Below are 26,115 nucleotides of genomic sequence, written 5' to 3' on the forward strand. Positions count from 1 at the left end.
CGATTCACCATGAGCTGTTCACCATGATCCGCTCGCGCCTCCACCGCCGCTGCGTCCGCCGCCGCCGGACCAGCCCGAGCTGCTCGAGCCGCCGCTCGAACTGCTGGACGTGCTGCTGGACGTACCGGAACTTCGATAGTCGCGCGACGACGAAGACGAACCCGACGCCGACTGACGCGAGCCGCCGCGCCGGGGCCCGAACACGAACACACCCGCCCACGCGAACATGCCGACCACGCCGAGCAACAGCCCCGAAGCCATATCGATACCGGGTTCCATCCCGGCCCACCGCTGCGCCGCGAGCATGCCTTGCCACCCAAGCCAGGCCAGCGGCAGGAACAGCAGCGCGCGGATCACGCAGCCGACCCGGCTGACGTCCCAGGCGATGATCGGCGGCGCCAGCACCCCGGCCAGCAAAGGCGCCGCGAATAATTCCAACGCCAGGCCGAACACGATGCCGAGCAGATTCGGCTCGCGCTCGTGCCAGGCGAAAACGATCCCGATCGCGATCACCACCGCGATCGCGAACACCGTCATCGCGATCCGCAACCAGCGCTGGCGCGGCAGGCAATGGCCGATCGCCACGCCGGCCGCGGCGAACGCGGCCGCGCCCCCGACCGAACCGATGCCGCTCCACATCCAGGCGAACAGCAGCGGCGGCAATAACGCCAGCGGCCAGGCCATAGCGCGCGGCCACTCGCGCGTGCGCGCGAATGCGGCCGCGCCGAGCGCGAACACGAACGCGAGCGACCACGCGGTGTCGAGCGGCCGCCAACCCACCCCGGCCACCGGCGCCTCGGGCGGCGGCGGCAAGGCTTCGCCGTCGATCAATCCGGTCAATGCGGCCGTGGCCTCGCGCAGGCCGCCGGCGTAGTCGCCTGCGCCGAAACGCGGACCGATGTAGTCGCGGATGATCGTCGCCGCCTGCGCGTCGGTGATCGCGCCTTCCAGGCCGTAGCCGACTTCGATGCGCACGCGCTGGTCGCGCTTGGCGACCACCACCAGCACGCCGTCGGATACGTCCTTGCGGCCGAGTTCGAACTGGTCGAACGCGCGCAGCGCGTACGAATCGATGTCCTCGGACCCGGTGCTGTCCACCATCAGGATCTGCAGCTGGCTGCCCTTGCGCTGCTGCAGCGCGCGCGCCTGCGCCGCGAGCTGCGAGCGCGTCGGCTCGTCGAGCGTGCCGGTGGTGTCGATCACCGGCGAATCCATCGCGGGGATCGACGCCAAGGTCTGCGCCAACGCGCTCGCCATCGGCAGCAACAGCAACCACGCCACCAGCAGCATCCGCGCCAGCCAGCGCGCGCGGCCAAACCCCATGCGCGGATCGGCGCGCGTGTTCACCACGACCCGCTCGAGCCGCTGCCGCCGCTGCGCCCGCCGCCGCCGGAATAACTCGAACTGCTGCTGGAGCTGCTGCTGGAGCGACTGCGGCGACGGCGACGGTCGTCGTCGTCATCGCCGCGCGTACCGCTACGCCAGCCGCCGTCGCCGAACGCGGTGAAAAAGGTGAAGATGGTCGTGAGATACGTGATCAGCACCAGCGGCATGAAACGCTCCCAGCTGGTTTCGCTGACGATGGCCGAATACGACGCCGCCAGCGCCCAGCCGGCCGCCACCGCGACGATCGCCCAGCGGCCGAAGAACGCGAGCGGACCGCGCCGCCAGGCCGCGCGCATGCCCAACAGCGGCACCACGATGAACGGCAAGGCGAACAGCGTGCCGAAGATCGATACGAAGATCAGCAACGGCATCGGCATGCTGTTGTCGGGTTCGGGCAGCGGGGTGCCGTCGATCAGGCCGATCAGCGCGTCGCTGCCGCGCAGCAAGCCCTCGCCGTATTCGCCGTTGCGGAACGCGGGGGTCAGGTACTCGTCGATCACCTGGGTCGCGGCTTCGTCGGTGACCGTCTGCTCCAGGCCGTAACCGACGTGGATGCGCATGCGCCGATCGGTCTTCGCCACCACGATCAACACACCGTCGTCGATGTCGGCGCGTCCGGGCTTCCATTGCTCGAACACGCGCTGGGCATAGGCCTCGATCGATTCCGAGCCGGTGCTGTCGATCATCAACAGCATCAGCTGCGAACCCTTGCGGCGCTGCAGATCGAGCGAGCGCTCGCGCAGCGTGCTTTGCGTCGCGGCGTCGAGGGTGCCGGTGGTGTCGGTCACCGGCGAGGTCAGTTTGGGAATCGCGCGCAGCGGCTGCGCGGCGAGGTTCAAACCAAGCAGCGCCAACATCAGCAACACGGCGAGTCGCGCCCATGCGTTGCGCGCGCGCCGGCGCGATCGGTGGTGCGAATCCATCACGACATCCTTCAAGCGTTCCATGCCCATCAGCGGCGCCCCGCGGCGCCGCCGCCTTCGTATTCGCGCTCGCCGCTCAGCGCGACCGCGGCCAGCCGGCAATACGCGCGAACGCGCGGCACGGCCGGCTCAGCCGCCGGCCGGCGGCGCGGGTGCCGGAGCAGGCGCCGGAGCGGCGGCCGGCTGGCCGAAATCGACCTTCGGCGCTTCCTGGATTTCGGCCGCGTTCTGCACGGTGAAATTCGGCTTGGTCGAATAGCCGAACATCTTCGCGGTGAGGTTGGTCGGGAACTGGCGCAGGTAGGTGTTGTAGTCCTGGACCGCGGCGATGTAGCGCTGGCGCTCCACCGTGATGCGGTTTTCGGTGCCTTCCAGCTGGGTCTGCAGGCTCAGGAAGCCCTGGTCGGCCTTGAGCTGCGGGTAGTTCTCGCTGACCACCAGCAGGCGGCCGATCGCGCCGCGCAACTCGCCCTGGGCCTGTTCGAACTGCTGCAGCGAGGCCGGATCGTTGGCGTCGACGTTGATGCTGCCGACCTTGGAACGCGCCTCGGTGACCTGCACCAGCACCTGCTGCTCGTGGCTGGCGTAGCCCTTCACCGTCGCGACCAGGTTCGGCACCAGGTCGGCGCGGCGCTTGTAGACGTTGAGCACCTGCGACCAGGCGGCGTTCACCGCTTCGTCCTTCTGCTGGATGGTGTTGTAGCCGCAGCCGCTGAGCACGACGGTCAAGGCAAGCACGATCAAGGCTCGGAACATGGCGCGACTCTCCCGCTGGATGACGGCCGCATTGCAGCACCGGGCGCGGATCGGCGCAATGGTCGCGGTGTGACGACGGCTGGCGGGCGGCGGAGCCTCGCTGCGCGGCCGTTGCCGCGAGGTCGCGGCCGGGGCTTCAAACCCGGTCGCGCGTCGCGAAAACCCGAGCGCGGGCCCGCGCCGCGGCCACGAAAAAGGCCGGCGATCGCTCGCCGGCCTTCGGGGTTTCGCGCCGCGCCGTGCGCTTACTCGGCCGACAACCGCCGCGATGCGCGCTTCTTGGCCCACAGGTTCAGGCACTCGACCAGCGCCGAGAAGCCCATCGCGCCGTAGATGTAGCCCTTCGGAATATGCACTTCCAGGCCGTCGGCGATCAGGTACACGCCGACCAGGACGATGAAGGCCAGCGCCAGCATCTTGATGGTCGGGTTGTTGTCGATGAAATGGCCCAGCGGCTTGGACGCCAGCAGCATCACGCCGACCGCCAAAAGGATCGCGGCGACCATCACCGGCGTGTGGTTGGCCATGCCGACCGCGGCGATCACCGAGTCGAGCGAGAACACGATGTCGATCACCGCGATCTGCGCGATCACCGCCATGAACGACGCCGCCGGCTTGGTGTGCACGTCTTCGGATTCGTCCTCGCCGACGATCAGGTCCTTGACCTCCATCGAGCCCTTCACCAGCAAGAACGCGCCGCCGAGGATCAGCACCAGGTCGCGCACCGAGATGCCCTGGCCGAACACGGTGAACAGGTCGCTGGTCAGACCGGCCAGCCAGGCCAGGGTCAGCAGCAGCGCGATACGGGTGATGCAGGCCACCGCGATGCCGAACTTGCGCGCCTTCTCGCGGCTCTCGTACGGCAGCTTGCTGACCGCGATCGAGATGAAGACGAGGTTGTCGATACCCAGCACGATTTCGATCGCGCTCAGGGTGATCAGGGTGATCCAGACTTGCGGATCGGTCAGCAGTTCAATCACGTGCGGCATACCTCAAGGTGTAGTGGGAATCCCGCGGCTGGGTCCGCGGACGGGCGCGCCGCGAGGGCGGCCCGGTTGGAACGGCCTGCGCCGTTCCGCGATGCGCGTGCGGCCCGCGCGGGCGCGCTCAGCCCATCAGGTGGTGCCACAGCCGCGGGCCGAGGATCGCGGCCCAGGTCAGCAGCACGTTCATCAGCAGCACGAACACCGCCGCCGAGCCCATGTCCTTGGCGCGTCCGGCCAGTTCGTGGAACTCCGGGCCGTAGCGTTCGATCACCGCCTCGACCGCGGAATTGAGCAGTTCCACGCTCAGCACCAGCAGGATCGAGCCGATCAGCAGCGAGCGCTCGACCCCGCTTGCGCCGAAATACCAGCCGATCGGGGCCAGTACCACGAACATGTACACCTCGAGCCGGAACGAGGACTCGTGCAGCCAGGCCGCGCGCAGGCCCTGGAACGACCAGGTCGCGGCCTTGAGGATGCGGCCGGGACCGCGCGGCTTGTGCCCGTATTCGTCAGCCACGGGGACGCTCCATGGCGGCCGCGGGGCGGGTTTGATCGGGGCGCTCGGGCGGAGACGGCTCGAAGGTCGGCATGGCGTGCGGGTCTCGATCGTGCGGGCCGGGGCCGGCCGGGCGCGGCCGGGGCCGCTACAGGGCGGAGATTTTGCCACAAGCCCGGCGGGGCTGCCCTTGCGCTGGGGTGTCGGGCCTGGCCGGTCCCCGGGGCGGCGGGTTTGCCGCGCCGGTGTTGTCCTGGCGCGAGGACCGGGGGTCGGGCTGAGCGTTGCACCTGTCGGGCGGGGTTTGTGGGATTCGGGGTTTAGCTGCGGATCGGGTTTGATCGGGCGATGTCCAATCAGGTTCCGGCTTTTGGCGGGCGAGCGGTTTCGGACATGCCAACAACGTGGCTGCATCGCAGCCCCTGTAGGAGCGGCGTGAGCCGCGACCGCGGCAATGCGGCCACGGCGCAGGTTGCGTCATTGTCGTGATGGCGCGGTCGCGGCTCGCGCCGCTCCTACAGGTAGGCCATGCCGCTCCGCTTGAGCTTGAAGTCGCGCAGTTCATCCAGCGCTGCGACGCTTGTAACTCGCGAGAACAACAGGACACCCGAAGGGCGGCGCACATGGATGTGCGCCGTGCGCCACCGGGACAGGATGTCCCGTGTGGCGCATGCCTGCGAATGCTCCGAACTTGCGGGCCCTTGATTCACAAAAAAGCATTTTTCTTTGGTTACCTTTCTTTTGTTGCTTTAGACAAAAGAAAGTAACCCGCCGCTTTAGCGGCGGAACGCTTTTGATCCTGCTTGCAGCTTCAAAGGCTTCAAAGCTTTGAAGCTCTAGAGCAGAGCTTTTGAAGCCAAAGGCAAGATCAACAGCTTTCGTCCGCAAGCGGCCGAGTTACTTTCTTTTGTCAAAAGCAACAAAAGAAAGGTAACCAAAGAAAAACGCTTTTTTTGAATCAAGGGCCCGCGCGTGCGGTGCATACGCAGGCATGCGCCACACGGGACATCCATGTCCCGGTGGCGCACGGCGTGCATCCTGCACGCCGCCCTTCGGGTGTGCTTTTGCTAACGCGAGTCAGTGGCCTCGCAGCGCTGGATGAACTGCGCGGCTTCAAGCCCAAGCAGAAGCGGCATGGCCTACCTGTAGGAGCGGCGCAAGCCGCGACCGCGCCATCGCGGCAACGGCGAAACGTTCGTCGTAGCTGCATTGCCGCGGTCGCGGCTTGTGACCGAAGGAAATCCAGCAGGACGCCGCTCCTACAGGGGCTGCGATGCAGCTACGCGAATGGCATGTCCTGCCCACGGCCATTGCGGTGACGATGGCGATACCGACAGCGGCAATCGAAAGTCGCCGGGTCGCCCCAGGCAACAGCAACCATGACGGCCGGATCGACGCGTCCGCAAACGACCCGGCCACGATCCAGAATCGGATCCCGGCTCGAACACGAAACCACGCCTGCGCCGAGAATGAACCGACGCATCCCCACAGACCTCACTGCTGCCGCAACGCCTCGATCGGATCGAGCTGCGAGGCCTTGCGGGCCGGGTAATAGCCGAAGAACAAACCGGTCGCGATCGAGAACCCCGCCGCCAGACCGATCACCTGCCCGTTCAAGGCGATCGGCAAGGCGCCGAACTTGCCGACCAGGATCGTGCCGACCACGCCGATCGCGATGCCCAGCGCGCCGCCGATCAGCGAGATCAGCATCGCCTCGGCCAGGAACTGCGACTGGATGTCGCGCGGGCCGGCGCCGACCGCCATGCGCAGGCCGATTTCGCGGATGCGCTCGGTCACCGACACCAGCATGATGTTCATGATGCCGATGCCGCCGACGATCAAGGAAATCGTCGCCACCGCGCCGAGCAGCAACGACATCAGCCGCGTCGTCTGGGTGCGCGTGGCCACCACTTCGGCGATGTTGCGCACGGTGAAGTCGTCGTCGCCGCCAGGCTGGATCTTGTGGCGCTGACGCAGCAGCGCTTCGATCTGCTCCTGCGCGTACGACACGTCCTCGGCGCGACCCACGCCGACCGCGATCTGCATCACCGCGCCGTTGGGCAGGCCCATCGCGCCGAGCAGGCGGCGACGGCCGGTTTCCAGCGGCACCAGCACCACGTCGTCCTGGTCCTGGCCGAAGCCGCCCTGGCCCTTGGGCTTGAGCGTGCCGATCACGGTGAACGGCACCCGGCCCAGGCGGATGGTCTGGCCGATCGCGTCTTCGTCGCCGAACAACTCGCGGCGCACGCTCTCGCCGAGGATCACCGACTTGGTGCCGCTGCCGTAATCGCGCTGTTCGAAGCTCGATCCGCCGGCGATGACCCAGCCGTTGATGTCGAAGAAATCCGCCTGCACGCCCTGCCACTGGGTCGACCAGTTGTTCTCGGCGAACACCGCCTGGGTGCCGCCGCGCAAGGACGCGGCCACGTACTGCACTTCCGGCACTTCGTTGCGGATCGCTTCGCCGTCGTCCTCGGTCAGGGTGAAGAAACTCGACGAACTCAGACGCACGCCGCCGGTGCCGCGCCCGCCGCCGCCGGAACTGATGTCGAGACGGTTGGAACCCAGGCCCGAGACCAGCTTGTCGATTTCCGCCTGGGTGCCCTGCCCGACCGAGACCATCACGATCACCGCGGCGATGCCGATGATCACGCCGAGCGAGGTCAACGCGCTGCGCAGCCAGTTGCCGCGCAAAGCGAAGATCGCGGTGCTGAGCACTTCGAAGAAATTCATGCCCCGGCCTCCTGCACGTGCAGTTCGCCGTCGCGCATCACGAAGATGCGGTCGGCGTGCGCGGCCACGTCCGGGTCGTGGGTGATCAGCACCACGGTGTGATCGTCGGCCTGCAGGCGCTTGAACAGGGCCAGGATTTCCTCGCCGGTGCGAGTGTCGAGCGCGCCGGTGGGTTCGTCGGCGAGCAGGATCGGCGGGCGGTTGATCAACGCGCGCGCGATCGCCACGCGCTGTTGCTGGCCGCCGGACAATTCGCTGGGACGATGGCCGGCGCGCGCGCCCAGGCCGACCGATTCCAGCGCCTCGTGCGCGCGCCGCAGACGCTCCTCGCGCTTGATGTTGGCGTAGCCCATCGGCATCGCCACGTTCTCCAGCGCGCTCATCCGCGGCAGCAGATTGAAGCCCTGGAACACGAAGCCGATCTTGTCGCGGCGCAGGATCGCGCGTTCTTCCTTGTCGAGGCTGTCCACGTCGATGCCGTCGCACAGGTACACGCCGCTGGTCGGCGTGTCGAGGCAGCCGATCAGATTCATCAGGGTCGACTTGCCCGAGCCCGACGGCCCCATGATCGCCACGAATTCGCCGCGCGCGATCGACAGCTCGACCCCGTGCAGCGCGATCACCTCGGCCTCGCTGCCCGGCGAATAGACCTTGCCCAGATCGCGGGTCTCGATGACCGCGGTGGCCTCAGCGGCGCGGCTCATTTCGTGCCGCGCCCCGTGCCGACCACGACCTCGTCGCCTTCGGCGATGTTGCCGGAGACTTCGGTCCAGCTGCCGTCGCTCGCGCCGACCCGCACCGTCACCGCCTGCGGTTCGCCCTTGACCAGTTTGTACAGCGGCACGCGGCGCGCGCTGACCAAGGCCGCGACTTCGCCGTCCCACTGCGCGCGCTGCGCCTCGCTCAGCGATTCGCGGAACGCGCCGAACTGCTGGTTGAACCGTTCGAGCATGCGCTGACGCGCGGCGCCGGACATCGCGCCGCCGCTGCGGCTGGCGTTGCGGTTGTTGTTGCCGCCACCGCCGCCGCCCGGGCCGCGTCCGCCGCCCATGATGATCGGCGCGCCGCCGCCGGGCGGTCCGCCCGCGGCGCCGGCCGGGGCCGCGGTGCGCGCGGCCATGCGCTGTTTCATCTGTTCCAGCGCGGCGTCGAACGCGGCCTGCTGGTTCGCATCGAGCTTGAGCTTCGCCGCGACCGCCGGCAGATCGTTGCCGAGTCCGCCGCGCGCGCCGCCGGGGCCGCCGGGGCCACCGGCCGCGCTGGCCGCGGCCGGGTCGTCGTCGGCCGGCTTGTAGCGCAGCGCGGCGTTGCCGACCCGCAGCACGTCGTCGCGATGACTGACTTCGATCTCGGCGTTGGCGGTCATGCCCGGCAGCAGCACGCCGTCGGGGTTGTCGACCGCGACCACCACCGGATAGGTGATGACGTTGCTGGTGTTGGTCGCCGACAGCCGCACTTGCTGGACGCTGCCGCGGAACTTGCGGTCGGGGAAGGAATCGACGGTGAAATCGACGCTCTGACCCGGCTTGACTTGGCCGATGTCGGCTTCGTCGATCGCCAGCACGATCTCCATCTTCGACAAGTCCTCGGCGATCTGGAACAGCACCGGCGACTGCAGGCTGGCGGCGACGGTCTGGCCGGGTTCGATGGTGCGGGTCAGAACCACGCCGTCGACCGGCGCGCGGATCACCGTGCGCTGCAGGTTCAAACGCGAGGTCTGGGTCGAGGCGATCTGCTGATTGATCTGCGCCTGCGCGCCGGCGAGCTGCGCGCGCGCCTGATCGCGCGCGGCGCGGGCGAGGTCGGCGTCGCTGCGCGCGACCAGCTGGTTCTTGGCCAGTTCGGTCTTGCGCTGATAGTCGAGCTCGGCGTTGCGCAAGGTGGCCTGCGCGGTCGCCAGGCCGGCGCGGGCGTTGTTGACCTGGGCGGTGCCCTGGGCGATCTGCGCCTCGTAGGTACTCGGATCGATGCGCGCGATCACCTGACCCTTGGTCACCCGATCGTTGAAATCGACCAGCACGTCGGTGACTTGCCCGGAAATCTGGCTGCCCACGTCGACGGTCGAGATCGCCGACAGCGCGCCGGTGGCCGAGATCGCCACGCGGATATCGCCGCGTTCGACCTTGGCGGTGCGGTAGGCGCTCGCGGCCTGTTCGGCATTGCGCTGGCAGTAGAAGTACCAACCGCCGCCGGCCACCGCCAACACCACCACGGCGATCACGATGCGCTTGGGCCAGGGCGACCGGCGCGGGCGCAGGGTCTTGTTCGGGCTGGACGGGGAGGTCGGCTTGGCTGCGCTCATGGAGTTCGGTTCGAAGGCTATGGAGGCGCGAACGCGCGCGGCTGAACAGGGTTGACACTCGCGCTGCGATTGACCGCTTTTGGCGCGATCGGTTCAGTTTCGTCATGGGGCATCGATACGGCAAGCGCGGTGGACGCGGGCCGTCGCGATGCCGTCCGCGGAAGTCCATGGATGCACGGATGCGATGGGGCGGCGAAACGTCGCGCGGTGCGTTCGCCACGGTTGTCGCGGCGCGGCGCGCGCCGGTACAGCGGTGGCGATCAGCCCGACAGATCGAAATGCAGATCGGCGGTGTAACGAAGATCTTTCGCGCCCGTGCGCAGCCGGGTGGCTTCGTGCTTGCGCGCATGCGGCGGCGCGACGAGGCCCTGCGCCACCCGCCGCACCCCGGTGGTCTTCGCAAGGCCGGTGCACCAGGCCTGCCAGCGCTGGCCGTTGCGACGGTCGCGATAGCCCACGCCTTCGAGCTGTTCGGGGATGACCGGCGCCGGCGTAAGCACATCGAGGTATTCGACCAGGCCGCGCTCGGGACCGTCGTCGTCGGCCACCGCGTGGCAGTACACCGCGGTCCACAGGTCTTCGCGCAGACGCACCGCGTACACGTCGCCGGCCGCGACCGGCCCAGGCAGCGAGCGTCCGGCCACGCGCGGCGCGGTCGCGCGCCTGGGCTTGGCCGCCACTGGCAACGACGACGGCCGCGTCGCGGGTTTGCGAATAGCGCCGAACAAACGTTCGACCACCGCCGTGTTGATGCCGTCGTCGGCGCTCCACCACGCCAGCGGCGCCGGCACTTCGACCCGGGTGTTGGGCCGCTGATCGCGTTCGACCGCGCTGGTCCAGGCGGTGACCAGGCCCGGGTGCCCGGCGTTTTCGATCACGCTGATGAAGGACAAGGCCTCGAGCGTGGACTCGCAGCGATAGACCGTGTTGGCGCTGAGCAGCTTGGCGGCCTTGAGCTGCTTGCGCGCGACGCTGTAGCGGCTGCCCGCGGGCAATCGGGCGAGCAGTTCGAGCAGGCTGTGGAAGGTCCAGGCATCGTGTTCGCCCGGTTGCGGCCAGGCTGGATCGGCGAGCGCGAATTCCAGCGCGGCCACCGCTTCGACCGGGCCGTAACTGCCCCAGCCGGTGCCCTGGATCGAGCGGAACAGCGCGCGTTCGGTCAGATCGAGCGGGCCGCGCGCGTCGTGGAAACACACCCGGCAGATCGGGTTGCTCTCGCTCATCGGCAGGAACTCGTGCGCCGGCATCGCCAGGCCCAGACAGGCGGCGGGCAAGACCGATTGCCAGCTCAGGTCGGCGCTGGTCAGCGAAGTGACGAAGGCATCGGCCGCCTTGTCCAGATCGATGCGCGCGGCCAGGGCGCGCAATCGCGTCACCGCTTCGTCGTGCGTGCTCGTGCTCAGTGCGTTGGGCGGCAGTCCGGCCGCATCGAGCGCTTGCAGGTCCTGCGCCGAGAACGTGTTCGGCACCTTGTGCAGATAGCGTCCGTCGGCATCGAAATAAGTGGTGCCGTCGAGATAGATGCGTTCGAGCAGACCACGGATATCCGGATTCATGACGGCGACGGCTACTGCGCGTTGATCGGCCGACTATAACCGCGCTGGTTGTGTCGTCGCAGCGCTGGTGTGCGTGCGCAGGCCATCAGGACGAGGAAGGCGAATCGGCACGCACACAGGCGCGCGGAAACGATGCGGCCAGCCGTCGCTCAGGCTTCCGGCACCCGCGGCGCCGGCAGGATCGCGCCGCCCAATACCGTGGCCGCGCTCGGCTTGAAGCGGATCACCGCGGTGGTGCCCTGCTCCGGCGCGCTGGTCAGGGTGACCGGCCAACCGAAACGTTCGCCCAGACGGCGCACGATCGACAAGCCCATGCCCTTGCCATCGCTGGCGGAAAAATCGGCGCGGTAGAACGGGGTGAAGGCCTTGGTCAGCGTTTCCACCGACATGCCGATGCCGGTGTCGCGGATCTCGATGCAGTCGCGGCTCAGATACACGTCGATGCGGCCGGCATCGGTGAAGCGCACCGCGTTGCTGAGCAGGTTGCCGATCATCACTCCGAGCGCATGCGGCGGCGCGGTCAGGCGCGGACCGCCTTCGTCGTACAGGTGCAGCTCGACCGGCTTGCCGTTGAGCAACGGCAGGATGCGTTCCATCTCGTTGTCGACGATGTCGCGCACCGCGAATTCCTCCGACTGCGGCTCGACGTCGGATTCGCGCGCCAGGATCAGGAAGGCGTCGATCACCGCCTCCATGTCGCGGCCGGCGCGCTGCACCCGCAGCAGCGAGCGCTGCGCGCGCAGCGGCGTGTCCGGATCGGCCAGCATCAGGTCGGTGGCGACCCGGATCACGGTCAGCGGGGTGCGCAGTTCGTGGCTGGCATCGCGAGTGAAATCGCGCTCGCGCTGGACGAAATCGCTGACCCGTTCGGCCAGGCCGCTGAGCGCGCTCGACAGGCGGCGCACTTCGCTGCCGGGGTCGTAGGGGAATTTGATCGGCTCGATCAGGCTGGTGTCGGGATCGCGCGGGTCCCATTGCGAGACCACGTTGGCCAGCCAGCTGACCGGCGACACCAGCCGCTTGGAGGTGCGGTAGGTATGCCAGGAAATCAGGTAGGTGGTCAGCAGCGACAGCAGCAGCGAGAACAAGCCGGTGTAGAGGATGGCCTCGTCGATCAGCTCGGTCGCGTAGACCATGTAGAAGGTGCCGGCGTCGCGCCGGTCCACCAGCACCACCCGGCCGCCGCCGGGCAGGTTGTGCAGGCCCGAGTCGGCGCCGCGGATCGCCGCCGGCAGCAGCGAATCGCTGGCCCCGGCCGGAACGAAATGGCCGCGCGTGGTCGAGGTGCGCGGCAACGGGTAATCGACATCGCGGGTGCGTCCTGCCCAGTAGTCGTCGGCCTCGCGCTGCATGCGCTGTTCCAGCACGACGTGGCGCACCGCGAGCCCCGCCAGGAGAATACCCAGCGTGATCGCGATGCTGCCGATCACGGCTTGCAGAATGAACGCAAGCTTGATCTTGCGCGGGAGCCCTTGCGGCATGGCGGCGAAACCGCGTCAGTCCGGCGGCTGGGAAATGTCCGCCACGCGATAGCCGGCGCTTTGCACGGTGTGCAGCAGTTGCTTGCCGAACGGCTTGTCGATGGTCTTGCGCAGGTTGTACAGATGGCTGCGCAGGGTGTCCGAATCGGGCAGGCCGTTGCCCCAGATCTCGCGTTCGATTTCCTGGCGGCTGACCACGCGCGGCGATTCGCGCATCAGGATGGTCAGCAGGCGCAGGCCGATCGGCGAGAGCTGCAATTCGCTGCCGCCGCGGGTGACCCGCAGGCTGGCCGGATCGAGCACCAGATCGGCGACCTTGAGCACTTCGCCGCCGACCTGGCGGCGTTCGCGACGGATCAGTGCGCGCAGGCGCGCTTCCAGTTCCTGGATCGCGAACGGCTTGGTCAGGTAATCGTCGGCGCCGGCGCTCAGGCCGGTGAGTTTTTCGTCGAGCGTGTCGCGCGCGGTCAGCATCAGCACCGGGGTGGACTTGCGCGCTTCCTCGCGCAGCTTCTTGCAGACCTCGATGCCGTCCATGCGCGGCAGCATCAGGTCCAGCACGATCACGTCGTAGCTGTTCTCGGTGGCCAGACGGTAGCCGTCGAGGCCGTCGGCTGCGTAATCGACCTCGAAACCGCGGCTTTCGAGGTATTCACCGACCATCTCGGAGATATTGCGGTTGTCTTCGACGATAAGGACCAGACCCCCGTCTCTCGTACCCTGCATGCAGCCTCTCCATTCCTTCAGTTTTGTGAAGGTTGCCCTCCACAAGGTGGACGGCCCGTGAAGGCGGTGGCTACGCTGGCCCTTAATCTCACCATCCCTGTGCCTTCCCTTTCATCCCTCCGGACTTCCGATGCTCGCCGACCGCCTCTATCCGATCCTGCTGTTGCTGGGGTCCAACATCTTCATGACCTTCGCCTGGTACGGACACCTGAAGTACAAGTCCTCGCCGCTGGTGCTGGCGATCGCGGTCAGTTGGGGCATCGCCCTGTTCGAGTACTGCCTGCAGGTGCCGGCCAACCGCATGGGCAGCGCGGTGTACTCGGCGCCGCAGCTCAAGGGCATGCAGGAGGTGATCACCCTGCTGGTGTTCGCGGGGTTCTCGGTCTGGTACCTGGGCGAGCCGATGAAGTGGAACCACTGGGCCGGGTTCGGCCTGATCGTGGTGGCGGCGTGGCTGATCTTCCTGGAATGAGCCGCGGCATGACGCCTTCTGGCGCCCCGCCGAGCGTGGACATCGGCCTGTACGACCTGCTCGGCGACTATCTGGTCCACGGCGATCTGGCGCCGCGCCCGCAGCTGGGGCTGTTCCCCGACGACAAGCCGCGCATGCTCGCCGAGGGCTTCGAACCGGTCGGCGAACCGGCTGAATTCCACATGCTGGAAAAGGACGTGTCGATCCGCCATCGGCGCGGCTGGTTTGCGGCCACGCTCAAGCCGTTCTATTACGGCGACCGCTACATCAGCACCGGCCTGGCCCTGCCATGGCGGCGGCTGCGCCTGTCCTCGCTGCTGCGCTGGCTGCGCACGCACCACCCGGCGCGGGCGCGGCTGCTGTTCCATCTGGTCGACGCCGAACAAGGCGCGCTGCTGGTCGGCGAGACCACCGCGTTCCATTTCCATCGCCAGGGTCGGCGCTATTACGTCACCACGATCGAGACCGGCCGCGCGGCCGGCGAAAAGCCGCAATGGCAGTACAGCGCCGCGGATTGGGTCAGGCGGCTGATGAGCGAGTTCGGCGACGTGGCGCGGATGCGCGCCCTGGCCGGGGGCGATGCCGACGTGCTGACGGCGCTGGCCGAAATCGAGCCCTGCTTCAGCGGCGACTGATCGGCTGCGCGGTTCGCTTGCAGGGCCGCGTCAGGGACCGCAGAGCGATTCGACTTCGACCTCGCGCGTCCACATGTTGTCGTGGATCCGCATCGTCAGCACGCCGCGCCACAGCGTGCGCGTGCTGTCGTCGTCCTCGCCGCGCGCCTATCCGGGCGGCTGCGCGATCCAATCGCCGTCGCCGTTCTCGACGAATCGCCGCGGCGGTTGCAGACGCAGATGCGCCCACACCCCGTCGGCCGGCGCCGCCCACTCCAGATCCGCGCCGCGCTGGCCCTGCACGGTCCTGGCTTCGACATCGAAATCGCCGTCGCTGCGGCGCAAGGTCAGCGCGCGGCCGCTCAGCGAGACGAACAAGGCCGGCCAGGCGGCCAGGTCGGAGCGGTCGTCGTCGTCCGCGCGCCAGACCGTCGCCAGCACCGCATCGCGTTCGCGCTCGCCTTCGCCCCGCTGCGGCGCGGCCGGGCGCATACGCACGATGGGACAGGTCTTGCTGTCCATGGCCTGATCGAGCCAGGCCGAACGGCGCATCGGCAGATCGGGTCCGGCGATCTGCCCCACGCTGGCGGGCGCGGTCGGCGGCGCGAGGCACAGCGCCGCGAGCAGTGCGAGCACGACGGGGCGGATCGATGGCATGGCGTTGCGTCCTTGCGTTGCGTGTGGGTGGAGCATGGCGCTGATCGTCGTGCCGATCGGATCGGATGAGCCGACCAGATGAGCCGGATCGGATGAAAGCGGCCGCGTGGCGACAGCCTTCAGAATTTTATCTTGCCGGTGAGGATGTCCTTGAACATCACCCAATCGCCGACGAAGGAATACAGCGGATGCTTGAAGGTCGCCGGCCGGTTCTTCTCGAAGAAGAAATGCCCGACCCAGGCGAAGCCGTAGCCGCACACTAACGCGCCCAGCAGCAGCCACGGTCGGCCGCTGAAGATCGCCAGCGCGAGCAGGATCAACACACCCCAACTGCCGATGAAATGCAGGCGCCGGCTGGTGCGGTTGCTGTGCTCGCTCAGATAGAACGGATAGAACTCGCTGAAGCTTGCGAAACGGCTGGCCATCGATTCCTCCTGCTCGCTGTCATGCCTGCGGTTGTGCTGGTTGTTGGGCCGCGCATGCGGCGCCGCGGTTGTTTCAGTTGCCTGGCCAAGTGGCGATTGCGCAGCCAGATCGCCACGCCGGACACGGCCAGGATCGCGCCCATCGCGGTCAGCTTATTGAACCACCCGCGCTCGCCGAAACCGAAACGGAACAGTAGCGCGCCCAGCAGCAACGGAAATATCACCACGACGACACTTCCGCGCCGGGCCTGGCGGAAACTGGCTTCGCTGTTGGCGATCAGCGCGTCGCCGCGGCGCACCCGCGCCTCGCATTCGTCCGAACACACCAGCGACTGCCCTGGGTGGCGCACCCACTGCGCGCATCCGCCTCGCCCGCAGGCGCGGCGGATGCCGAGGGCTGCGCTGGGGGCGTGGCGGTAGCGGCGCATGGGCGTGGGGTCCGGTATTCCGGGATTGCCTGGATCGTGAACCGGGCGCTGGCGCGCTGCAAGTCACGGGCGTGACGGCTAATCCTCGACCTTGCCGCCGAATATGCCACGCGCCTTGAGCACGGTGCGTTTCTTGACCTCGAACAGATCCTGCACCGGCGTTCCGGTCAGGCAATAGGCTTTGTCCTCGTCGAGGCGGAAATCGCGCCTGGAAAACTCGCGAGGAGTCGGATAATCCCACCAGTGTTCGCCCAAGGGATGATAGGCCTCGGGACCGAAACGCATGGGCCGGGCCCAAGCGATGCCACGCCGCTCTTTGGTATCGCTCTCGCCGACCGGCCCGCATCCGGCCCAAACGCCTGAGCGATTGAGAAACACCGGATAGAACTGGTACTTCTGGTGATACAGCTTGCCGTTCGCGCGCGAAACGAACAGCAACGAATGGGGAAACGCTTCGAACGCCGGCCGGCCACGGTGATCGTAGGCCTCGAACTCGATCGTATCGCCGTCGTAATGGCCGTAGACGATCTGCTTGATCCGGAATTTCGCCTTGAACGCGACGTCCATGAGAATTGTATTGGGTCCCAGGACGGGTTCGAATTCCTCGACCGAGATCTTCTCGCCGACGAACACGATCAGGTTTTCCTCGGGTCCGGATTCAGCGTGCGCGGCATGAGCGGGCAACCCGCCCACGATCAGCCCCATCGTCGCCAACCAGCGCATCGTGCACTTCATCGCGTTCTCCATGACCACCCGTCGCGATGATGCTCGGCCAATCGTCGCGACGCCGCAAGCTCACCCCGCCCGCGGCGAAAACATGATCACCGCCATCCCGGCCAGGCACAGCGCGGCGCCCAGTAAATCCCAGCGGCTGTGCCTGATCGAATCGACCCACCACAGCCAGAAGATCGCCACGGTGATGTAGACCCCGCCATAAGCCGCATAGACCCGGCCCGACGCGGCCGGATGCAAGGTCAGCAACCACGCGAACGCCGCCAGGCTCAACGCCGCCGGCAGCAGCAGCCAGGCGCTGCCGCCCTTGCGCAGCCACAGATACGGTAGATAGCAGTCGACGATTTCGGCCAGCGCGGTGATCACGAACAACAGCAGCGTCTTGAGCATGCGCGACGCCGCCAGCGGCTCAGCCGTCGCCGCGTTCGTCGCGCTTGGATTGCTCCCAGTACGCGTCCTGGCCTTCCAGCGGCAGTTCGGCCAGCGACAGCCCGTCCTGCGCGGCCAGCATCTCCATCGCGCGGAAGCGGCGTTCGAATTTCAGGTTGGCGCGGCGCAAGGCGGCGCCGACGTCGACCTTGCCGTGCCGCGCCAGATTGGCGCAGACGAACAGCACGTCGCCGATTTCCTCTTCCAGCCGCGCCTGCGCGGCCGCGTCGTCGGGCGCGGCGGCGACCGCTTCGAACTCGACCCGCACCTCGTCGATCTCTTCGTGCAGCTTGGCGATCACCGGATCCACCGCCGGCCAGTCGAAGCCGACCGCGGCGGCGCGCTTTTGCAGTTTCACCGCGCGCTGCCATTCGGGCAGGCCGCGCGAGATCCCGGCCAGGGCCGAGCTGTCGGTTTCGCCGGCGGCTTCGCGTTCGCGCCGCTTGAGCTCTTCCCAGACCACGGTCTGCGCCTGTGAGTCCTCGACGCTGGCCTCGCCGAACACGTGCGGATGCCGGCGCACCATCTTGTCGCTGATCGCCGCGACCACATCGTCGAAGGCGAACGCGCCCTGCTCCTGGGCCATGCGCGCATGGAACACCACTTGCAGCAGCAGATCGCCGAGTTCGTCCTTGAGCGCGCCCAGGTCGTTGCGGTCGATCGCGTCGGCGACTTCGTAGGCTTCCTCGATCGTGTACGGCGCGATCGAGGCGAAATCCTGTTCCAGGTCCCAAGGGCAGCCGCCGTCGCGATCGCGCAGCTTGGCCATGATCGCGAGCAGGCCGGCGATGCCCTGCGGCAGATTCAATACCTCAGCCATCGAGCCACTCCCGCCAGGGCAAGCCGGCATCGCCCAGGGCGATGAAATCGCCGTTGAGGATGCTGCGGCGCTGGTTGTAACGGAACGGCCGGCCCTGCGGATCGAACACCGCGCCGCCGGCGGCTTCGAGCACGGCCTGGCCGGCCGCGGTGTCCCATTCGCTGGTCGGGCCGAAGCGCGGGTACAGATCGAGCTGGCCTTCGGCGATGCGGCAGAATTTCAGCGACGACCCCAGGCTCAGCATGGCGATGCCGCCGAGCGCTTCGCGATGCGCGCTGACCATGAAACCTTCGACGCGCGAGTTGTGATGCGAACGGCTCGCCGCGACCCTCAGCGGTTGCGCCGCCGGCACCTGCACGCGCAGCGCGGTTTCGCGCTCGCCGTCGCGGCGGAACGCGCCAAGGTCGCGGCCGCCGTACCACAGCGCGCCGCCGACCGGCGCCAGCACCAGGCCGAACACCGACACGCCGTTTTCGATCAGCGCCAGGTTGACCGAGAACTCGCCGTTGCGCTTGACGAATTCGCGGGTGCCGTCGAGCGGATCGACCAGCCACAGCCGTTGCCACGGGCTGCGGCGTTCGAAATCGATTTCGTCGGCGGACTCCTCCGACAGCACCGGCACGTCCGGGGTCAGCTTGGCCAGGCCGTCGAGGATGATGTGGTGCGCGGCCATGTCGGCGGCGGTGACCGGCGAGGCGTCGGCCTTGCGCTCGACCGCGAATTCGCCGTCGTAGACCTGCACGATCGCGTCCGACGCGGCGCGCGCGATGGCGATCGCGCCCTCGATCAAGTCGCGATCGGCGATGCCGGGAAGCAGGCTCATGGCGTGGGTCCGGCCGGCGCGACGGCGTCGGTGGCGACCGCGGCATCGGCGGTGACCTGCGGATGCGGCTCGGGTTCGCCGTTGCGCAGCCATTCGCGGGCGATGAACAACGCGGCGATGCTGCGGCCTTCGGAGAAATCCTCGCGCAGGATCAGCTCGTGCAAGGCATCGAGCTTCCACGGCACCACTTCGAGTTCTTCGGGTTCGTCGCCGACCAGGCGCTGCGGATACAGATCGCGCGCCAGCACCAGATGGGCCTGGTGGCTCATGTAGGTCGGCGCGAGGGTCAAGGTGCGCAGCACGGTCAGCGAGCGCGCGCCATAGCCGGCTTCTTCCTTGAGTTCGCGGTCGGCGGCTTCGATCGCGTTCTCGCCGGCGTCGATGCGGCCCTTGACCAGGCCCAGTTCGTAGCGATGCACGCCGGCGGCGTATTCGCGCACCAGCAGCACGGTGTCGTCATCGAGCATCGGCACCACCACCACCGCGCCCGGGCCGGCGCCGCGATTGCGGCCGTGCAGGCGCTCGTAGCGGCGGCGTTCGCCGTTGGAGAACTCCAGATCGAGCGATTCCATCCGGTACGGACCGGCGTCGTGCTCGGTGACGCTGTGGATGATCGGCAGCCGGCGGCTCATGGCGCCGCGCCGAGCAAGAATGATCCGGGCATGAGCACAGGGCAGAAAGGCACGATAATAGGGGGATGCGAGAGATCACTCACGACCCGATGATGCTAACAGAGCCGGGTGCCGACGCGGCGGACTCATGGCGCGAACGCGACCTGAAAGTGCTGTGGCACCCCTGCACCCAGATGCGCGAGCATCCCCACACCCTGCCCTTGCTGCCGATCGCCAGCGGCCGCGGCGAATGGCTGATCGGCCAGGACGGACGCCGCTACCTGGACGCGATTTCCAGTTGGTGGACCAACCTGTTCGGTCACGCCGAACCGCGCATCGCCCAGGCCATCGCGACCCAGGCGCGGACCCTGGAGCACGTGATCCTGGCGGGCTGTTCGCACCCGCCCGCGGTCGAACTGGCCGAGCGCCTGCTCGCGATCGCGCCGCGCCAGCCCGATCGCGCGCCGCTGAGCAAGGTGTTCTACGCCGACAACGGTTCGGCCGGGGTCGAGGTCGCGCTGAAGATGGCGTTCCACTGGTTCCGCAACCGCGGGGTCGAGGGCCGGACCAAGTTCATCGCCCTGGAAAACGGCTATCACGGCGAAACCCTCGGCGCGCTCGCGGTCGGCGATATTCCGCTGTATCGGCGGATTTATGCGCCGCTGTTGGCGGAATCGATCTTCGCGCCCTCGCCCGACGCCTACGCCTGCGAGGCCGGGCAAACCCCGGCCGATCGCGCGCGCTTCGCCGCGCAGGCTTTGCGCGATCTGCTCGAACGCCATGCCGATGGAGTCTGCGCGCTGATCCTGGAGCCGCGCGTGCAGTGCGCCGGCGGCATGCGCATGCACGATCCGCTGTACCTCAAGCTCGCCCGCGAACTGTGCGACGAGCACGGCGTATTCCTGATCGCCGACGAGATCGCGGTGGGCTTCGGCCGCACCGGCACGATGTTCGCCAGCGAACAGGCCGGAGTCATGCCCGACCTGCTGTGCCTGTCCAAGGGCCTGACCGGCGGCGCGCTGCCGCTGGCGGCGGTGCTGACCACGCAATCGATCTACGATGGTTTCCTCGACGATTCGCGCGAACGCGCGTTCCTGCATTCGCACAGCTACACCGGCAATCCGCTGGCGTGCGCGGCGGCGCTGGCGAGCCTGTCGATCTTCCACGACGACCAGGTGATCGAACGCAACCGCGCGACCTCGCGACGCATGGCCTCGCTGGCCGCGGAGTTCGTCGATCACCCGCAAGTCGCCGACGTACGCCAGGCCGGCATGATCGTCGCGTTCGAACTGACCCGCGGCGGCGACAAGCGCACGCCGTTCGATCCGGCCGCGCGCATCGGCCTGCGCGCCTACCGCGCCGCGCTCGAACGCGGCGTGCTGCTGCGCCCGCTCGGCGACACGCTGTATTGGATGCCGCCGTACTGCATCGACGACGATGCTTTGAATCTGCTCGCCGCGACCACGCGCGCGGCGATCGACCACGCCGTCCAGGAGGCCGACGCATGCGCCTGACCCGAGTCCATGTCGACGCCGACCTCGCCGCCGGCCGCGAAGTCGTACTGCCGGAAGGCCCGGCGACCCATCTGGCGCGCGTGCTGCGGCACGAGGTCGGCGATGCCTGCGTGCTGTTCAACGGCGACGGCCGCGACTATCACGGCCGCATCTGCGCGCTGGGCAAGCGCGAGGTGCGGGTGGACATCGTGTCGGTCGAAGAGGTCGCGCGCGAATCCTCGCTGCGGTTGGTTTTGCTGCAGGGCATCGCGCGCGGCGAGAAGATGGACCTGATCCTGCAGAAGGCGACAGAACTGGGCGTCAGCGCGCTGCATCCGCTGTGGTCGCAGCGCAGCGAGGTCAAGCTCGACGAAGCGCGCGCGGAGAAGCGTCTGGCGCATTGGCGCAGCGTGGTCGGCTCGGCCTGCGAACAAAGCGGACGCGCGCGGGTGCCGCCGGTGTCGGCGCCGCGCTCGCTGCAGGCGACCTTGGCCGCGCTGGAACCAGGCGGGCTGCGCCTGATCCTGGATCCCGAAGGCGAGCTGTCGTTCTCGACCTTGCAGGTGGACGCCGACACGCCGGTGCTGCTGGCGATCGGCCCGGAAGGCGGCTGGTCGCCGCTGGACCGCCAGCAACTGCGCGATGCCGGTTTTCAGGGGCTGCGGCTGGGACCGCGGATTCTGCGCACCGAAACCGCCGGCCTGGCGGCGATCGCGGCCTTGCAGGCGCGGTTCGGCGATTTGGCTTGAGCGGGGATTGCCGAGCCGGCTACCTGCCTACCCGCTCGCCCGCGTCAGTTGAATTCGCCCACTACGCGATTACCCCCTGAAACACGTCGGCGAATGAAGTAACGCGGTCGCGGCTCGCGCCGCTCCTACAGTCGCTTCGCCCGACCGCGTCCTCGCCCGCAGCCCCCCCTGTAGGAGCGGCGCGAGCCGCGACCGCGACAACCAAACAGCGTCGCAACCACGAGGTCGACATCGGCAACCGACCGCCAACACCAGATCGGTGACGCCGGCACGATGAAGTGGCGCGGTCGCGGCTCGCGCCGCTCCTACAGTCGCTTCGCCCGACCGCGCCCTCGCCCGCAGCCCCCTGTAGGAGCGGCGCAAGCCGCGACCGCGACAAACAAACAACATCGCAACCACGAGGTCGACATCGGCAACCGGTCGCCGACACCAGATCGGTGACGCCGGCACATGAAGTGGCGCGGTCGCGGCTTACGCCGCTCCTACAGTCGCTTCGCCTAACCGCGTCCTCTCCCGCAGCCCCTGTAGGAGCGGCGCAAGCCGCGACCGCGACAACCAAACAACCTCGCAACCACGAGGTCGACATCGACAACGGATCGCCGACGCCAGATCGGTGACGCCGGCACGTGAAGTGGCGCGATCGCGGCTTACGCCGCTCCTACAGTCGCTTCGCCTAACCGCGTCCTCTCTCGCAGCACCCTGTAGGAGCGGCGTAAGCCGCGACCGCGACAACCAAACAACGTCGCAACCACGAGCTCGACATCGGCAACCGACCGCCGACACCAGATCGGTGACGCCGGCACATGAAGTGGCGCGATCGCGGCTTACGCCGCTCCTACAGTCGCTTCGCCTAACCGCGTGCTCGCCCGCAACCCCCTGTAGAAGCGGCGCAAGCCGCGACCGCGACAAACAAACAACGTCGCAACCACGAGGTCGACATCGGCAACCGACCGCCGACACCAGATCGGTGACGCCGGCACGTGAAGTGGCGCGGTCGCGGCTCGCGCCGCTCCTACAGTCGCCCCGCCTAACCGCGTCCTCGCCCGCAGCTCCCTGTAGGAGCGGCGCAAGCCGCGACCGCGACAACCAAACAACCTCGCAACCACGAGGTCGACATCGGCAACCGACCGCCGACCGCCGACACCAGATCGGTGACGCCGGCACATGAAGTGGCGCGGTCGCGGCTCGCGCCGCTCCTACAGTCGCTTCGCCCGACCACGCCTCGCGCGAGGTCTCCGGCGCAATTCAACCGCACGACCATCGTGCCCCAAGATCGCGAAGACGGCTCCGGCCTGACGGCATACCGCATCAACGCCCGCGGTGACGCACTGTTCAGGGGGGAACTGCGCCACGGACGCCGCCGTCGCGACCGAAGCCGCCTTCGCAAACCGCTGGAGCGTCGCTCAGTCCAGGCGCTCGATATCGACCACCAGCGAGGCGCTGTAGGTTTTCCAGCTGACCATGATCACGTACGGCCGCTTGCGCGATCCGCTGTTGCTGATCGCGCCGGCCGCGGTCTTGGGCACCGAGATCTCCATGTCGCCGCCGAAGTGCTTGCGCGCGTTGCCGGCCAGGGTATTGGCCAGCTCGCCGACGGTGTCGCGCAGGTTGGCGTCGGACTGGTCGCTCTCGTTCAAGGCCAGCAGCAGATGCCGGATCATCGCGCGCGGCGCCGACACGGTGATCGTGCCGCGGAACTGGCCGCTGATCGAGATCTGGCCGCTGTAGTCGTAGACCGGCACCGTGCCGCTGTTGTCGTCGAGGAACGCGCCGCGCACCTGCGCGGTTTCCTGGGTGAGCTGGTTGAAGTAGTTGGTCACCGCGTCGATGAAGACCTTGATCTCGGTCTCGTTGAGGTCGCTCAAGGCAGCATCTCCAGTAAGGCTTCGACCAGTTGGTCGTCGGTGAACGGCTTGTACAGGAAGCCGCGCGCGCCCTTCTTGAGCGCGCTGATGGCGGTGGTTTTGTCGCTGAGCGCGGAGACGACGAGAATGTTCACCTTCTCGTCGATGGCGGCGATCTGCTCGGTGCACTCCACCCCGCCCAGTTCCGGCATGGTCAAGTCCATCGTCACCACGTCGGGGTGATAGCGCACGAACATGCTCAGCGCCTCGGCGCCGTTGCGGGCCTGGCCCACGATCTCCAGACCGGGCAGGCGCGCGTCTCCCGCCAGGCGCGCGATGCGCTGGCGGATCACGTTGGAATCGTCAACGATCATCAGCTTCATCGTGGATCCTGCTCAGAAGGTCAGTTGAAAGTCGGCCGGACCGGCCGGCAGCGCGGGCGCATGCGCGCCGTTGCCGGTCTCGACCGGCCTGCTTTCGGCGACCGGCAAGCGGATGCGGAACTCGGTGTAGGCGCCGACCTTGGTCGACAGCGCGATGGTTCCCGACAGCGAACGCACCTGCTTCATCACCAGATCCATGCCGATGCCGTGGCCGGCGTCGCGATCGCTGTGCTCGGCGGTGGACACGCCGGGCTCGAAGATCTTCATGATCACGTCGCGGTCGCTGAGCGCTTCGAGCTGTTCGAAGCCGTAACGGCCCGACGCGCTCAAGGCCGCGCGAATCCGCGCGACATCCAGGCCGCGGCCGTCGTCGCGCACCACCAGCTCGACCTGTCGGCTGCCGACGTCCTCGCTGCGGAAACTGACCGTGCCGACCGAAGGCTTGGCCCGCGCCTGGCGTTCGGCCGCCGGTTCGATGCCGTGCACCACCGCGTTGCGCAGCAGTTGCAGGCCTATCGTGCGCAGCGCGTTCAAGGTGTCGCCCGGCAGACGGTCGAACGCCTGCAATTGCAGGTCCAGCTGCACCTGCTTGCCCTGTTCGCGGGCGATGCGCTCGGCCAGCGTGTTCCAGCCTTCGACCGCGCGCTGCGACGGAGTGACGGCGGCCTGCGGCACCGACACGTCGCGGTTGCCGGCCATGCGGTCGAGGAAGTCGCGGATCGTCGCCACGCACTCGAACATGTCGTCCAGATGCACGGTCATCTTGACCATGTCGCTGCCTTCCACCGAGCCGCGGTCGCGCAGGTTGATCAGGTCGACCTCGAAGTTGTGGGCCAGCGCCTCGATCATGTCCAGGCTAAGCGCGGCGGCCTCGCTCTTGAGCGAGTGCACGTCGCGGAAGATCGCGTTGACCAGTTCGCTGTAGTCGGTGCCGGTGCGGCGCGCGGCGGCCTGGCGCAGATCGTCGTTGACCCGTTCGAGCACCACGCCGACGCGGTGCAGGAACAGCCGCACTTCGCTGGACTCGCGGCTGAGCACGCGCAGCAGCGCCTCCATTTCCTCGCGGGTGCGGGTCTTCGCCGCGGAGATCTCGTTGGTCAGGCGCACGCGCTCGGAGGCGTCGGACACCGTCACCAGCAGATAGACCGTGTCCTCGCTTTCCTGCACGCGGTTGAACTGGAAGTTCAGATAACGCGACTGCAGCTGCCCGCGGCCGTCGCTGCCGCCGGCCACCGGTACTTCCGACAAGGGGTTGAGGCTGGCGACCAGGTTTTCCTTGACCCGCTTGCCGAACAGCAGGCCCAGGTAATCGCGGGTCGCCTCCAGCGTCTGCGGCGTCACCATCGTGCGCATCACCTCGATCAGGTTCATGCCCGGCTCGACCTTGCGCTGCATGATCTGCGGCAGCGAGTTCGACATCTGGCTGCCGATCACGAAGTCGCTGGTCACCAGGAACAGGCCTTCCTTCACCGTCGCCAGGATGTCGTCGGTCTGCTTGCGCGACTGGACGACGGCCCGGTCGCCCGCGACCAGACGGCGGAACGCGACCAATGCGGTGAACAGGAAGTTCAGCACGATCAAGGCCGCGCCGATGGTCTGGGCCAGGCTGAGCTGCCGGTTGGCCTTCTCCGTGATCGCCTGCGATGCGCTGACCTGCTGGTTGAGCAGCTTGAACAATGCGGTGTTGTTGGCGCGGCCGTAGTCGACCGCGCGGGTCAGCGCGGCCGCGTCGATCGTCTCGCCGGCGAGCACGGCGTCGATGTGGCCCTTGTACGGCCCCCAGATCGCCGCGATGTCGCGGTTCAACCCGGACATCTCCGCCGACACGATGCCGCGGTCGAGCGCGGTCGGATTGTCGTCCCCGGGCATCTTGCCGCCCTCGTTGAACAGCTTGATCGTATTGCTGATCAAGCTCGAACGCTGACGCAGGGCGTCGATATTTTCAGCCGAGGCCGGCCGGCCCGCGGCGATGTCCTGCTGCATCTCCAGCATCGAGCGAAGCACGATCTGCGATGCGCTTCGCTCGCTGCCGGACAGGTCGCGGGCGTGGGTGCCTTGCCCGATCCGCGCCGACAGCAGCAAGCTGGCGCCGATCAGGGCCACGGAGATGATCAGGAACAAACTCACTGCCACGATCAGGATGAAATACCGCTTCCAGAACGTGCTGCCCTTAGCCTGTTGCATGGTGGCTCCCCCTGTGAGCGAGGCCGGAATGCGTCCGGCGCGTTTTGGATCAGTTCGCCGTCCGCATGGCCCCATGACGTCGATGCGGCCGCTGCGATGGCTTGCA

Annotated in this window: 25 protein-coding genes and 1 pseudogene; 4 read left to right on the forward strand and 22 right to left on the reverse strand. The window is 67.8% G+C overall.

What is annotated here, in order from left to right; all coding sequences use genetic code 11:
• Nucleotides 1-18 precede the first annotated feature (18 nt).
• From IEQ11_RS18835 to IEQ11_RS18885, 11 genes are all read right to left on the reverse strand, one after another.
• Nucleotides 19-1,347 carry a TPM domain-containing protein gene (locus IEQ11_RS18835; RefSeq protein WP_191823728.1) on the reverse strand — a complete coding sequence of 443 codons (1,329 nt, stop codon included), beginning with the start codon at nucleotides 1,345-1,347 and terminating at the stop codon, nucleotides 19-21.
• Nucleotides 1,344-2,309 (reverse strand): TPM domain-containing protein, encoded by a 966-nt coding sequence (locus tag IEQ11_RS18840; RefSeq protein ID WP_191823729.1) that lies wholly within the window; start codon nucleotides 2,307-2,309, stop codon nucleotides 1,344-1,346. Before IEQ11_RS18840 ends, IEQ11_RS18835 begins: the two co-directional genes overlap by 4 nt.
• A 129-nt stretch (nucleotides 2,310-2,438) precedes the next feature.
• Nucleotides 2,439-3,065, reverse strand: a complete 627-nt coding sequence (locus IEQ11_RS18845; protein WP_036115366.1) for a LemA family protein — start codon at nucleotides 3,063-3,065, stop codon at nucleotides 2,439-2,441.
• Between the two features lie 245 nt (nucleotides 3,066-3,310).
• The gene (locus IEQ11_RS18850) at nucleotides 3,311-4,054 is read right to left on the reverse strand and encodes a TerC family protein (RefSeq protein ID WP_046657716.1); all 744 of its coding nucleotides are present in this window, start codon (nucleotides 4,052-4,054) and stop codon (nucleotides 3,311-3,313) included.
• Nucleotides 4,055-4,172: 118 nt separating this feature from the next.
• Nucleotides 4,173-4,568, reverse strand: coding sequence for a diacylglycerol kinase (locus IEQ11_RS18855; RefSeq protein ID WP_046657717.1), 396 nt, complete (start codon nucleotides 4,566-4,568; stop codon nucleotides 4,173-4,175).
• Nucleotides 4,569-6,041: 1,473 nt separating this feature from the next.
• Entirely contained in the window at nucleotides 6,042-7,280 is a 1,239-nt protein-coding gene (locus tag IEQ11_RS18860) for an ABC transporter permease (protein WP_191823778.1), read from the reverse strand.
• The gene (locus IEQ11_RS18865; RefSeq protein WP_191823779.1) at nucleotides 7,277-7,984 is read right to left on the reverse strand and encodes an ABC transporter ATP-binding protein; all 708 of its coding nucleotides are present in this window, start codon (nucleotides 7,982-7,984) and stop codon (nucleotides 7,277-7,279) included. Before IEQ11_RS18865 ends, IEQ11_RS18860 begins: the two co-directional genes overlap by 4 nt.
• Complete coding sequence (locus IEQ11_RS18870; protein WP_191823780.1) at nucleotides 7,981-9,582, reverse strand: efflux RND transporter periplasmic adaptor subunit; 1,602 nt, start codon at nucleotides 9,580-9,582, stop codon at nucleotides 7,981-7,983. Before IEQ11_RS18870 ends, IEQ11_RS18865 begins: the two co-directional genes overlap by 4 nt.
• Before the next feature lie 260 nt (nucleotides 9,583-9,842).
• Entirely contained in the window at nucleotides 9,843-11,138 is a 1,296-nt protein-coding gene (locus IEQ11_RS18875) for a hypothetical protein (RefSeq protein ID WP_191823781.1), read from the reverse strand.
• 149 nt (nucleotides 11,139-11,287) lie between these two features.
• Nucleotides 11,288-12,619: a sensor histidine kinase gene (locus tag IEQ11_RS18880; RefSeq protein ID WP_191823782.1), complete on the reverse strand. Its 1,332-nt coding sequence runs from the start codon at nucleotides 12,617-12,619 to the stop codon at nucleotides 11,288-11,290.
• A gap of 15 nt (nucleotides 12,620-12,634) precedes the next feature.
• A complete protein-coding gene (locus tag IEQ11_RS18885; protein WP_036112873.1) occupies nucleotides 12,635-13,345 on the reverse strand; it encodes a response regulator transcription factor in 711 nt (236 codons plus the stop codon).
• A 130-nt stretch (nucleotides 13,346-13,475) separates the two neighbouring features.
• Between IEQ11_RS18885 and IEQ11_RS18890 the strand changes: the two genes are divergently transcribed.
• On the forward strand, nucleotides 13,476-13,817 hold the full coding sequence (locus IEQ11_RS18890) for a DMT family protein (RefSeq protein ID WP_036112871.1): 342 nt from the start codon (nucleotides 13,476-13,478) through the stop codon (nucleotides 13,815-13,817).
• A gap of 8 nt (nucleotides 13,818-13,825) precedes the next feature.
• On the forward strand, nucleotides 13,826-14,452 hold the full coding sequence (locus IEQ11_RS18895; protein ID WP_191823783.1) for a hypothetical protein: 627 nt from the start codon (nucleotides 13,826-13,828) through the stop codon (nucleotides 14,450-14,452).
• Nucleotides 14,453-14,599: 147 nt separating this feature from the next.
• On the opposite strand, the gene IEQ11_RS18900 is transcribed toward IEQ11_RS18895, so the two are convergent.
• From IEQ11_RS18900 to nudE, 8 genes and pseudogenes are all read right to left on the reverse strand, one after another.
• Nucleotides 14,600-15,088, reverse strand: a complete 489-nt coding sequence (locus IEQ11_RS18900; protein WP_191823784.1) for a hypothetical protein — start codon at nucleotides 15,086-15,088, stop codon at nucleotides 14,600-14,602.
• Nucleotides 15,089-15,207: 119 nt separating this feature from the next.
• Nucleotides 15,208-15,513 (reverse strand): Mpo1-like protein, encoded by a 306-nt coding sequence (locus tag IEQ11_RS18905; RefSeq protein ID WP_046657722.1) that lies wholly within the window; start codon nucleotides 15,511-15,513, stop codon nucleotides 15,208-15,210.
• Nucleotides 15,465-15,941 carry a hypothetical protein gene (locus IEQ11_RS18910; protein ID WP_191823785.1) on the reverse strand — a complete coding sequence of 159 codons (477 nt, stop codon included), beginning with the start codon at nucleotides 15,939-15,941 and terminating at the stop codon, nucleotides 15,465-15,467. The genes IEQ11_RS18905 and IEQ11_RS18910 overlap by 49 nt, the downstream gene beginning before the upstream one ends.
• A gap of 78 nt (nucleotides 15,942-16,019) precedes the next feature.
• Nucleotides 16,020-16,688 carry a hypothetical protein gene (locus IEQ11_RS18915; protein ID WP_191823786.1) on the reverse strand — a complete coding sequence of 223 codons (669 nt, stop codon included), beginning with the start codon at nucleotides 16,686-16,688 and terminating at the stop codon, nucleotides 16,020-16,022.
• Between the two features lie 48 nt (nucleotides 16,689-16,736).
• Complete coding sequence (locus IEQ11_RS18920; RefSeq protein ID WP_191823787.1) at nucleotides 16,737-17,063, reverse strand: YnfA family protein; 327 nt, start codon at nucleotides 17,061-17,063, stop codon at nucleotides 16,737-16,739.
• Between the two features lie 19 nt (nucleotides 17,064-17,082).
• Complete coding sequence (mazG, locus tag IEQ11_RS18925; protein WP_096415361.1) at nucleotides 17,083-17,922, reverse strand: nucleoside triphosphate pyrophosphohydrolase; 840 nt, start codon at nucleotides 17,920-17,922, stop codon at nucleotides 17,083-17,085.
• The gene (gene cysQ, locus IEQ11_RS18930) at nucleotides 17,915-18,745 is read right to left on the reverse strand and encodes a 3'(2'),5'-bisphosphate nucleotidase CysQ (protein ID WP_046657724.1); all 831 of its coding nucleotides are present in this window, start codon (nucleotides 18,743-18,745) and stop codon (nucleotides 17,915-17,917) included. Before cysQ ends, mazG begins: the two co-directional genes overlap by 8 nt.
• 86 nt (nucleotides 18,746-18,831) lie before the next feature.
• A pseudogene (gene nudE, locus IEQ11_RS18935) lies at nucleotides 18,832-19,377 on the reverse strand (ADP compounds hydrolase NudE); the annotation flags it as partial.
• A gap of 92 nt (nucleotides 19,378-19,469) precedes the next feature.
• On the opposite strand from nudE, the gene bioA reads away from it, so the two are divergent.
• The gene (gene bioA / locus IEQ11_RS18940; RefSeq protein ID WP_228465049.1) at nucleotides 19,470-20,870 is read left to right on the forward strand and encodes an adenosylmethionine--8-amino-7-oxononanoate transaminase; all 1,401 of its coding nucleotides are present in this window, start codon (nucleotides 19,470-19,472) and stop codon (nucleotides 20,868-20,870) included.
• The gene (locus tag IEQ11_RS18945; RefSeq protein WP_191823790.1) at nucleotides 20,861-21,598 is read left to right on the forward strand and encodes a 16S rRNA (uracil(1498)-N(3))-methyltransferase; all 738 of its coding nucleotides are present in this window, start codon (nucleotides 20,861-20,863) and stop codon (nucleotides 21,596-21,598) included. Before bioA ends, IEQ11_RS18945 begins: the two co-directional genes overlap by 10 nt.
• Before the next feature lie 1,403 nt (nucleotides 21,599-23,001).
• On the opposite strand, the gene IEQ11_RS18950 is transcribed toward IEQ11_RS18945, so the two are convergent.
• The 3 genes from IEQ11_RS18950 to IEQ11_RS18960 are packed head-to-tail and all read right to left on the reverse strand — an operon-like array spanning nucleotide 23,002 to nucleotide 26,009.
• Nucleotides 23,002-23,463 carry a chemotaxis protein CheX gene (locus tag IEQ11_RS18950; protein ID WP_036112849.1) on the reverse strand — a complete coding sequence of 154 codons (462 nt, stop codon included), beginning with the start codon at nucleotides 23,461-23,463 and terminating at the stop codon, nucleotides 23,002-23,004.
• Complete coding sequence (locus IEQ11_RS18955) at nucleotides 23,460-23,825, reverse strand: response regulator (protein ID WP_036112846.1); 366 nt, start codon at nucleotides 23,823-23,825, stop codon at nucleotides 23,460-23,462. Before IEQ11_RS18955 ends, IEQ11_RS18950 begins: the two co-directional genes overlap by 4 nt.
• 12 nt (nucleotides 23,826-23,837) lie before the next feature.
• Nucleotides 23,838-26,009: an ATP-binding protein gene (locus IEQ11_RS18960; RefSeq protein WP_191823218.1), complete on the reverse strand. Its 2,172-nt coding sequence runs from the start codon at nucleotides 26,007-26,009 to the stop codon at nucleotides 23,838-23,840.
• Nucleotides 26,010-26,115: the final 106 nt, after the last annotated feature.

The organism is Lysobacter capsici (assembly GCF_014779555.2).
GTDB classification, from domain to species: Bacteria; Pseudomonadota; Gammaproteobacteria; order Xanthomonadales; family Xanthomonadaceae; genus Lysobacter; species Lysobacter capsici.

Bases quoted from the DNA above. Each gene is read 5' to 3' on its own strand.
- IEQ11_RS18910 (WP_191823785.1), bottom strand. From the start codon at position 15,941: ATGCGCCGCTACCGCCACGCCCCCAGCGCAGCCCTCGGCATCCGCCGC.
- IEQ11_RS18880 (WP_191823782.1), bottom strand. From the start codon at position 12,619: ATGCCGCAAGGGCTCCCGCGCAAGATCAAGCTTGCGTTCATTCTGCAA.
- IEQ11_RS18870 (WP_191823780.1), bottom strand. From the start codon at position 9,582: ATGAGCGCAGCCAAGCCGACCTCCCCGTCCAGCCCGAACAAGACCCTG.
- IEQ11_RS18945 (WP_191823790.1), top strand. From the start codon at position 20,861: ATGCGCCTGACCCGAGTCCATGTCGACGCCGACCTCGCCGCCGGCCGC.
- IEQ11_RS18920 (WP_191823787.1), bottom strand. From the start codon at position 17,063: ATGCTCAAGACGCTGCTGTTGTTCGTGATCACCGCGCTGGCCGAAATC.
- IEQ11_RS18955 (WP_036112846.1), bottom strand. From the start codon at position 23,825: ATGAAGCTGATGATCGTTGACGATTCCAACGTGATCCGCCAGCGCATC.
- IEQ11_RS18890 (WP_036112871.1), top strand. From the start codon at position 13,476: ATGCTCGCCGACCGCCTCTATCCGATCCTGCTGTTGCTGGGGTCCAAC.
- IEQ11_RS18845 (WP_036115366.1), bottom strand. From the start codon at position 3,065: ATGTTCCGAGCCTTGATCGTGCTTGCCTTGACCGTCGTGCTCAGCGGC.
- IEQ11_RS18900 (WP_191823784.1), bottom strand. From the start codon at position 15,088: ATGCCATCGATCCGCCCCGTCGTGCTCGCACTGCTCGCGGCGCTGTGC.
- IEQ11_RS18960 (WP_191823218.1), bottom strand. From the start codon at position 26,009: ATGCAACAGGCTAAGGGCAGCACGTTCTGGAAGCGGTATTTCATCCTG.
- IEQ11_RS18915 (WP_191823786.1), bottom strand. From the start codon at position 16,688: ATGGAGAACGCGATGAAGTGCACGATGCGCTGGTTGGCGACGATGGGG.
- IEQ11_RS18885 (WP_036112873.1), bottom strand. From the start codon at position 13,345: ATGCAGGGTACGAGAGACGGGGGTCTGGTCCTTATCGTCGAAGACAAC.
- bioA (WP_228465049.1), top strand. From the start codon at position 19,470: ATGCTAACAGAGCCGGGTGCCGACGCGGCGGACTCATGGCGCGAACGC.
- IEQ11_RS18875 (WP_191823781.1), bottom strand. From the start codon at position 11,138: ATGAATCCGGATATCCGTGGTCTGCTCGAACGCATCTATCTCGACGGC.
- IEQ11_RS18895 (WP_191823783.1), top strand. From the start codon at position 13,826: ATGACGCCTTCTGGCGCCCCGCCGAGCGTGGACATCGGCCTGTACGAC.
- IEQ11_RS18840 (WP_191823729.1), bottom strand. From the start codon at position 2,309: ATGGATTCGCACCACCGATCGCGCCGGCGCGCGCGCAACGCATGGGCG.
- IEQ11_RS18865 (WP_191823779.1), bottom strand. From the start codon at position 7,984: ATGAGCCGCGCCGCTGAGGCCACCGCGGTCATCGAGACCCGCGATCTG.
- mazG (WP_096415361.1), bottom strand. From the start codon at position 17,922: ATGGCTGAGGTATTGAATCTGCCGCAGGGCATCGCCGGCCTGCTCGCG.
- IEQ11_RS18850 (WP_046657716.1), bottom strand. From the start codon at position 4,054: ATGCCGCACGTGATTGAACTGCTGACCGATCCGCAAGTCTGGATCACC.
- IEQ11_RS18905 (WP_046657722.1), bottom strand. From the start codon at position 15,513: ATGGCCAGCCGTTTCGCAAGCTTCAGCGAGTTCTATCCGTTCTATCTG.
- IEQ11_RS18860 (WP_191823778.1), bottom strand. From the start codon at position 7,280: ATGAATTTCTTCGAAGTGCTCAGCACCGCGATCTTCGCTTTGCGCGGC.
- cysQ (WP_046657724.1), bottom strand. From the start codon at position 18,745: ATGAGCCTGCTTCCCGGCATCGCCGATCGCGACTTGATCGAGGGCGCG.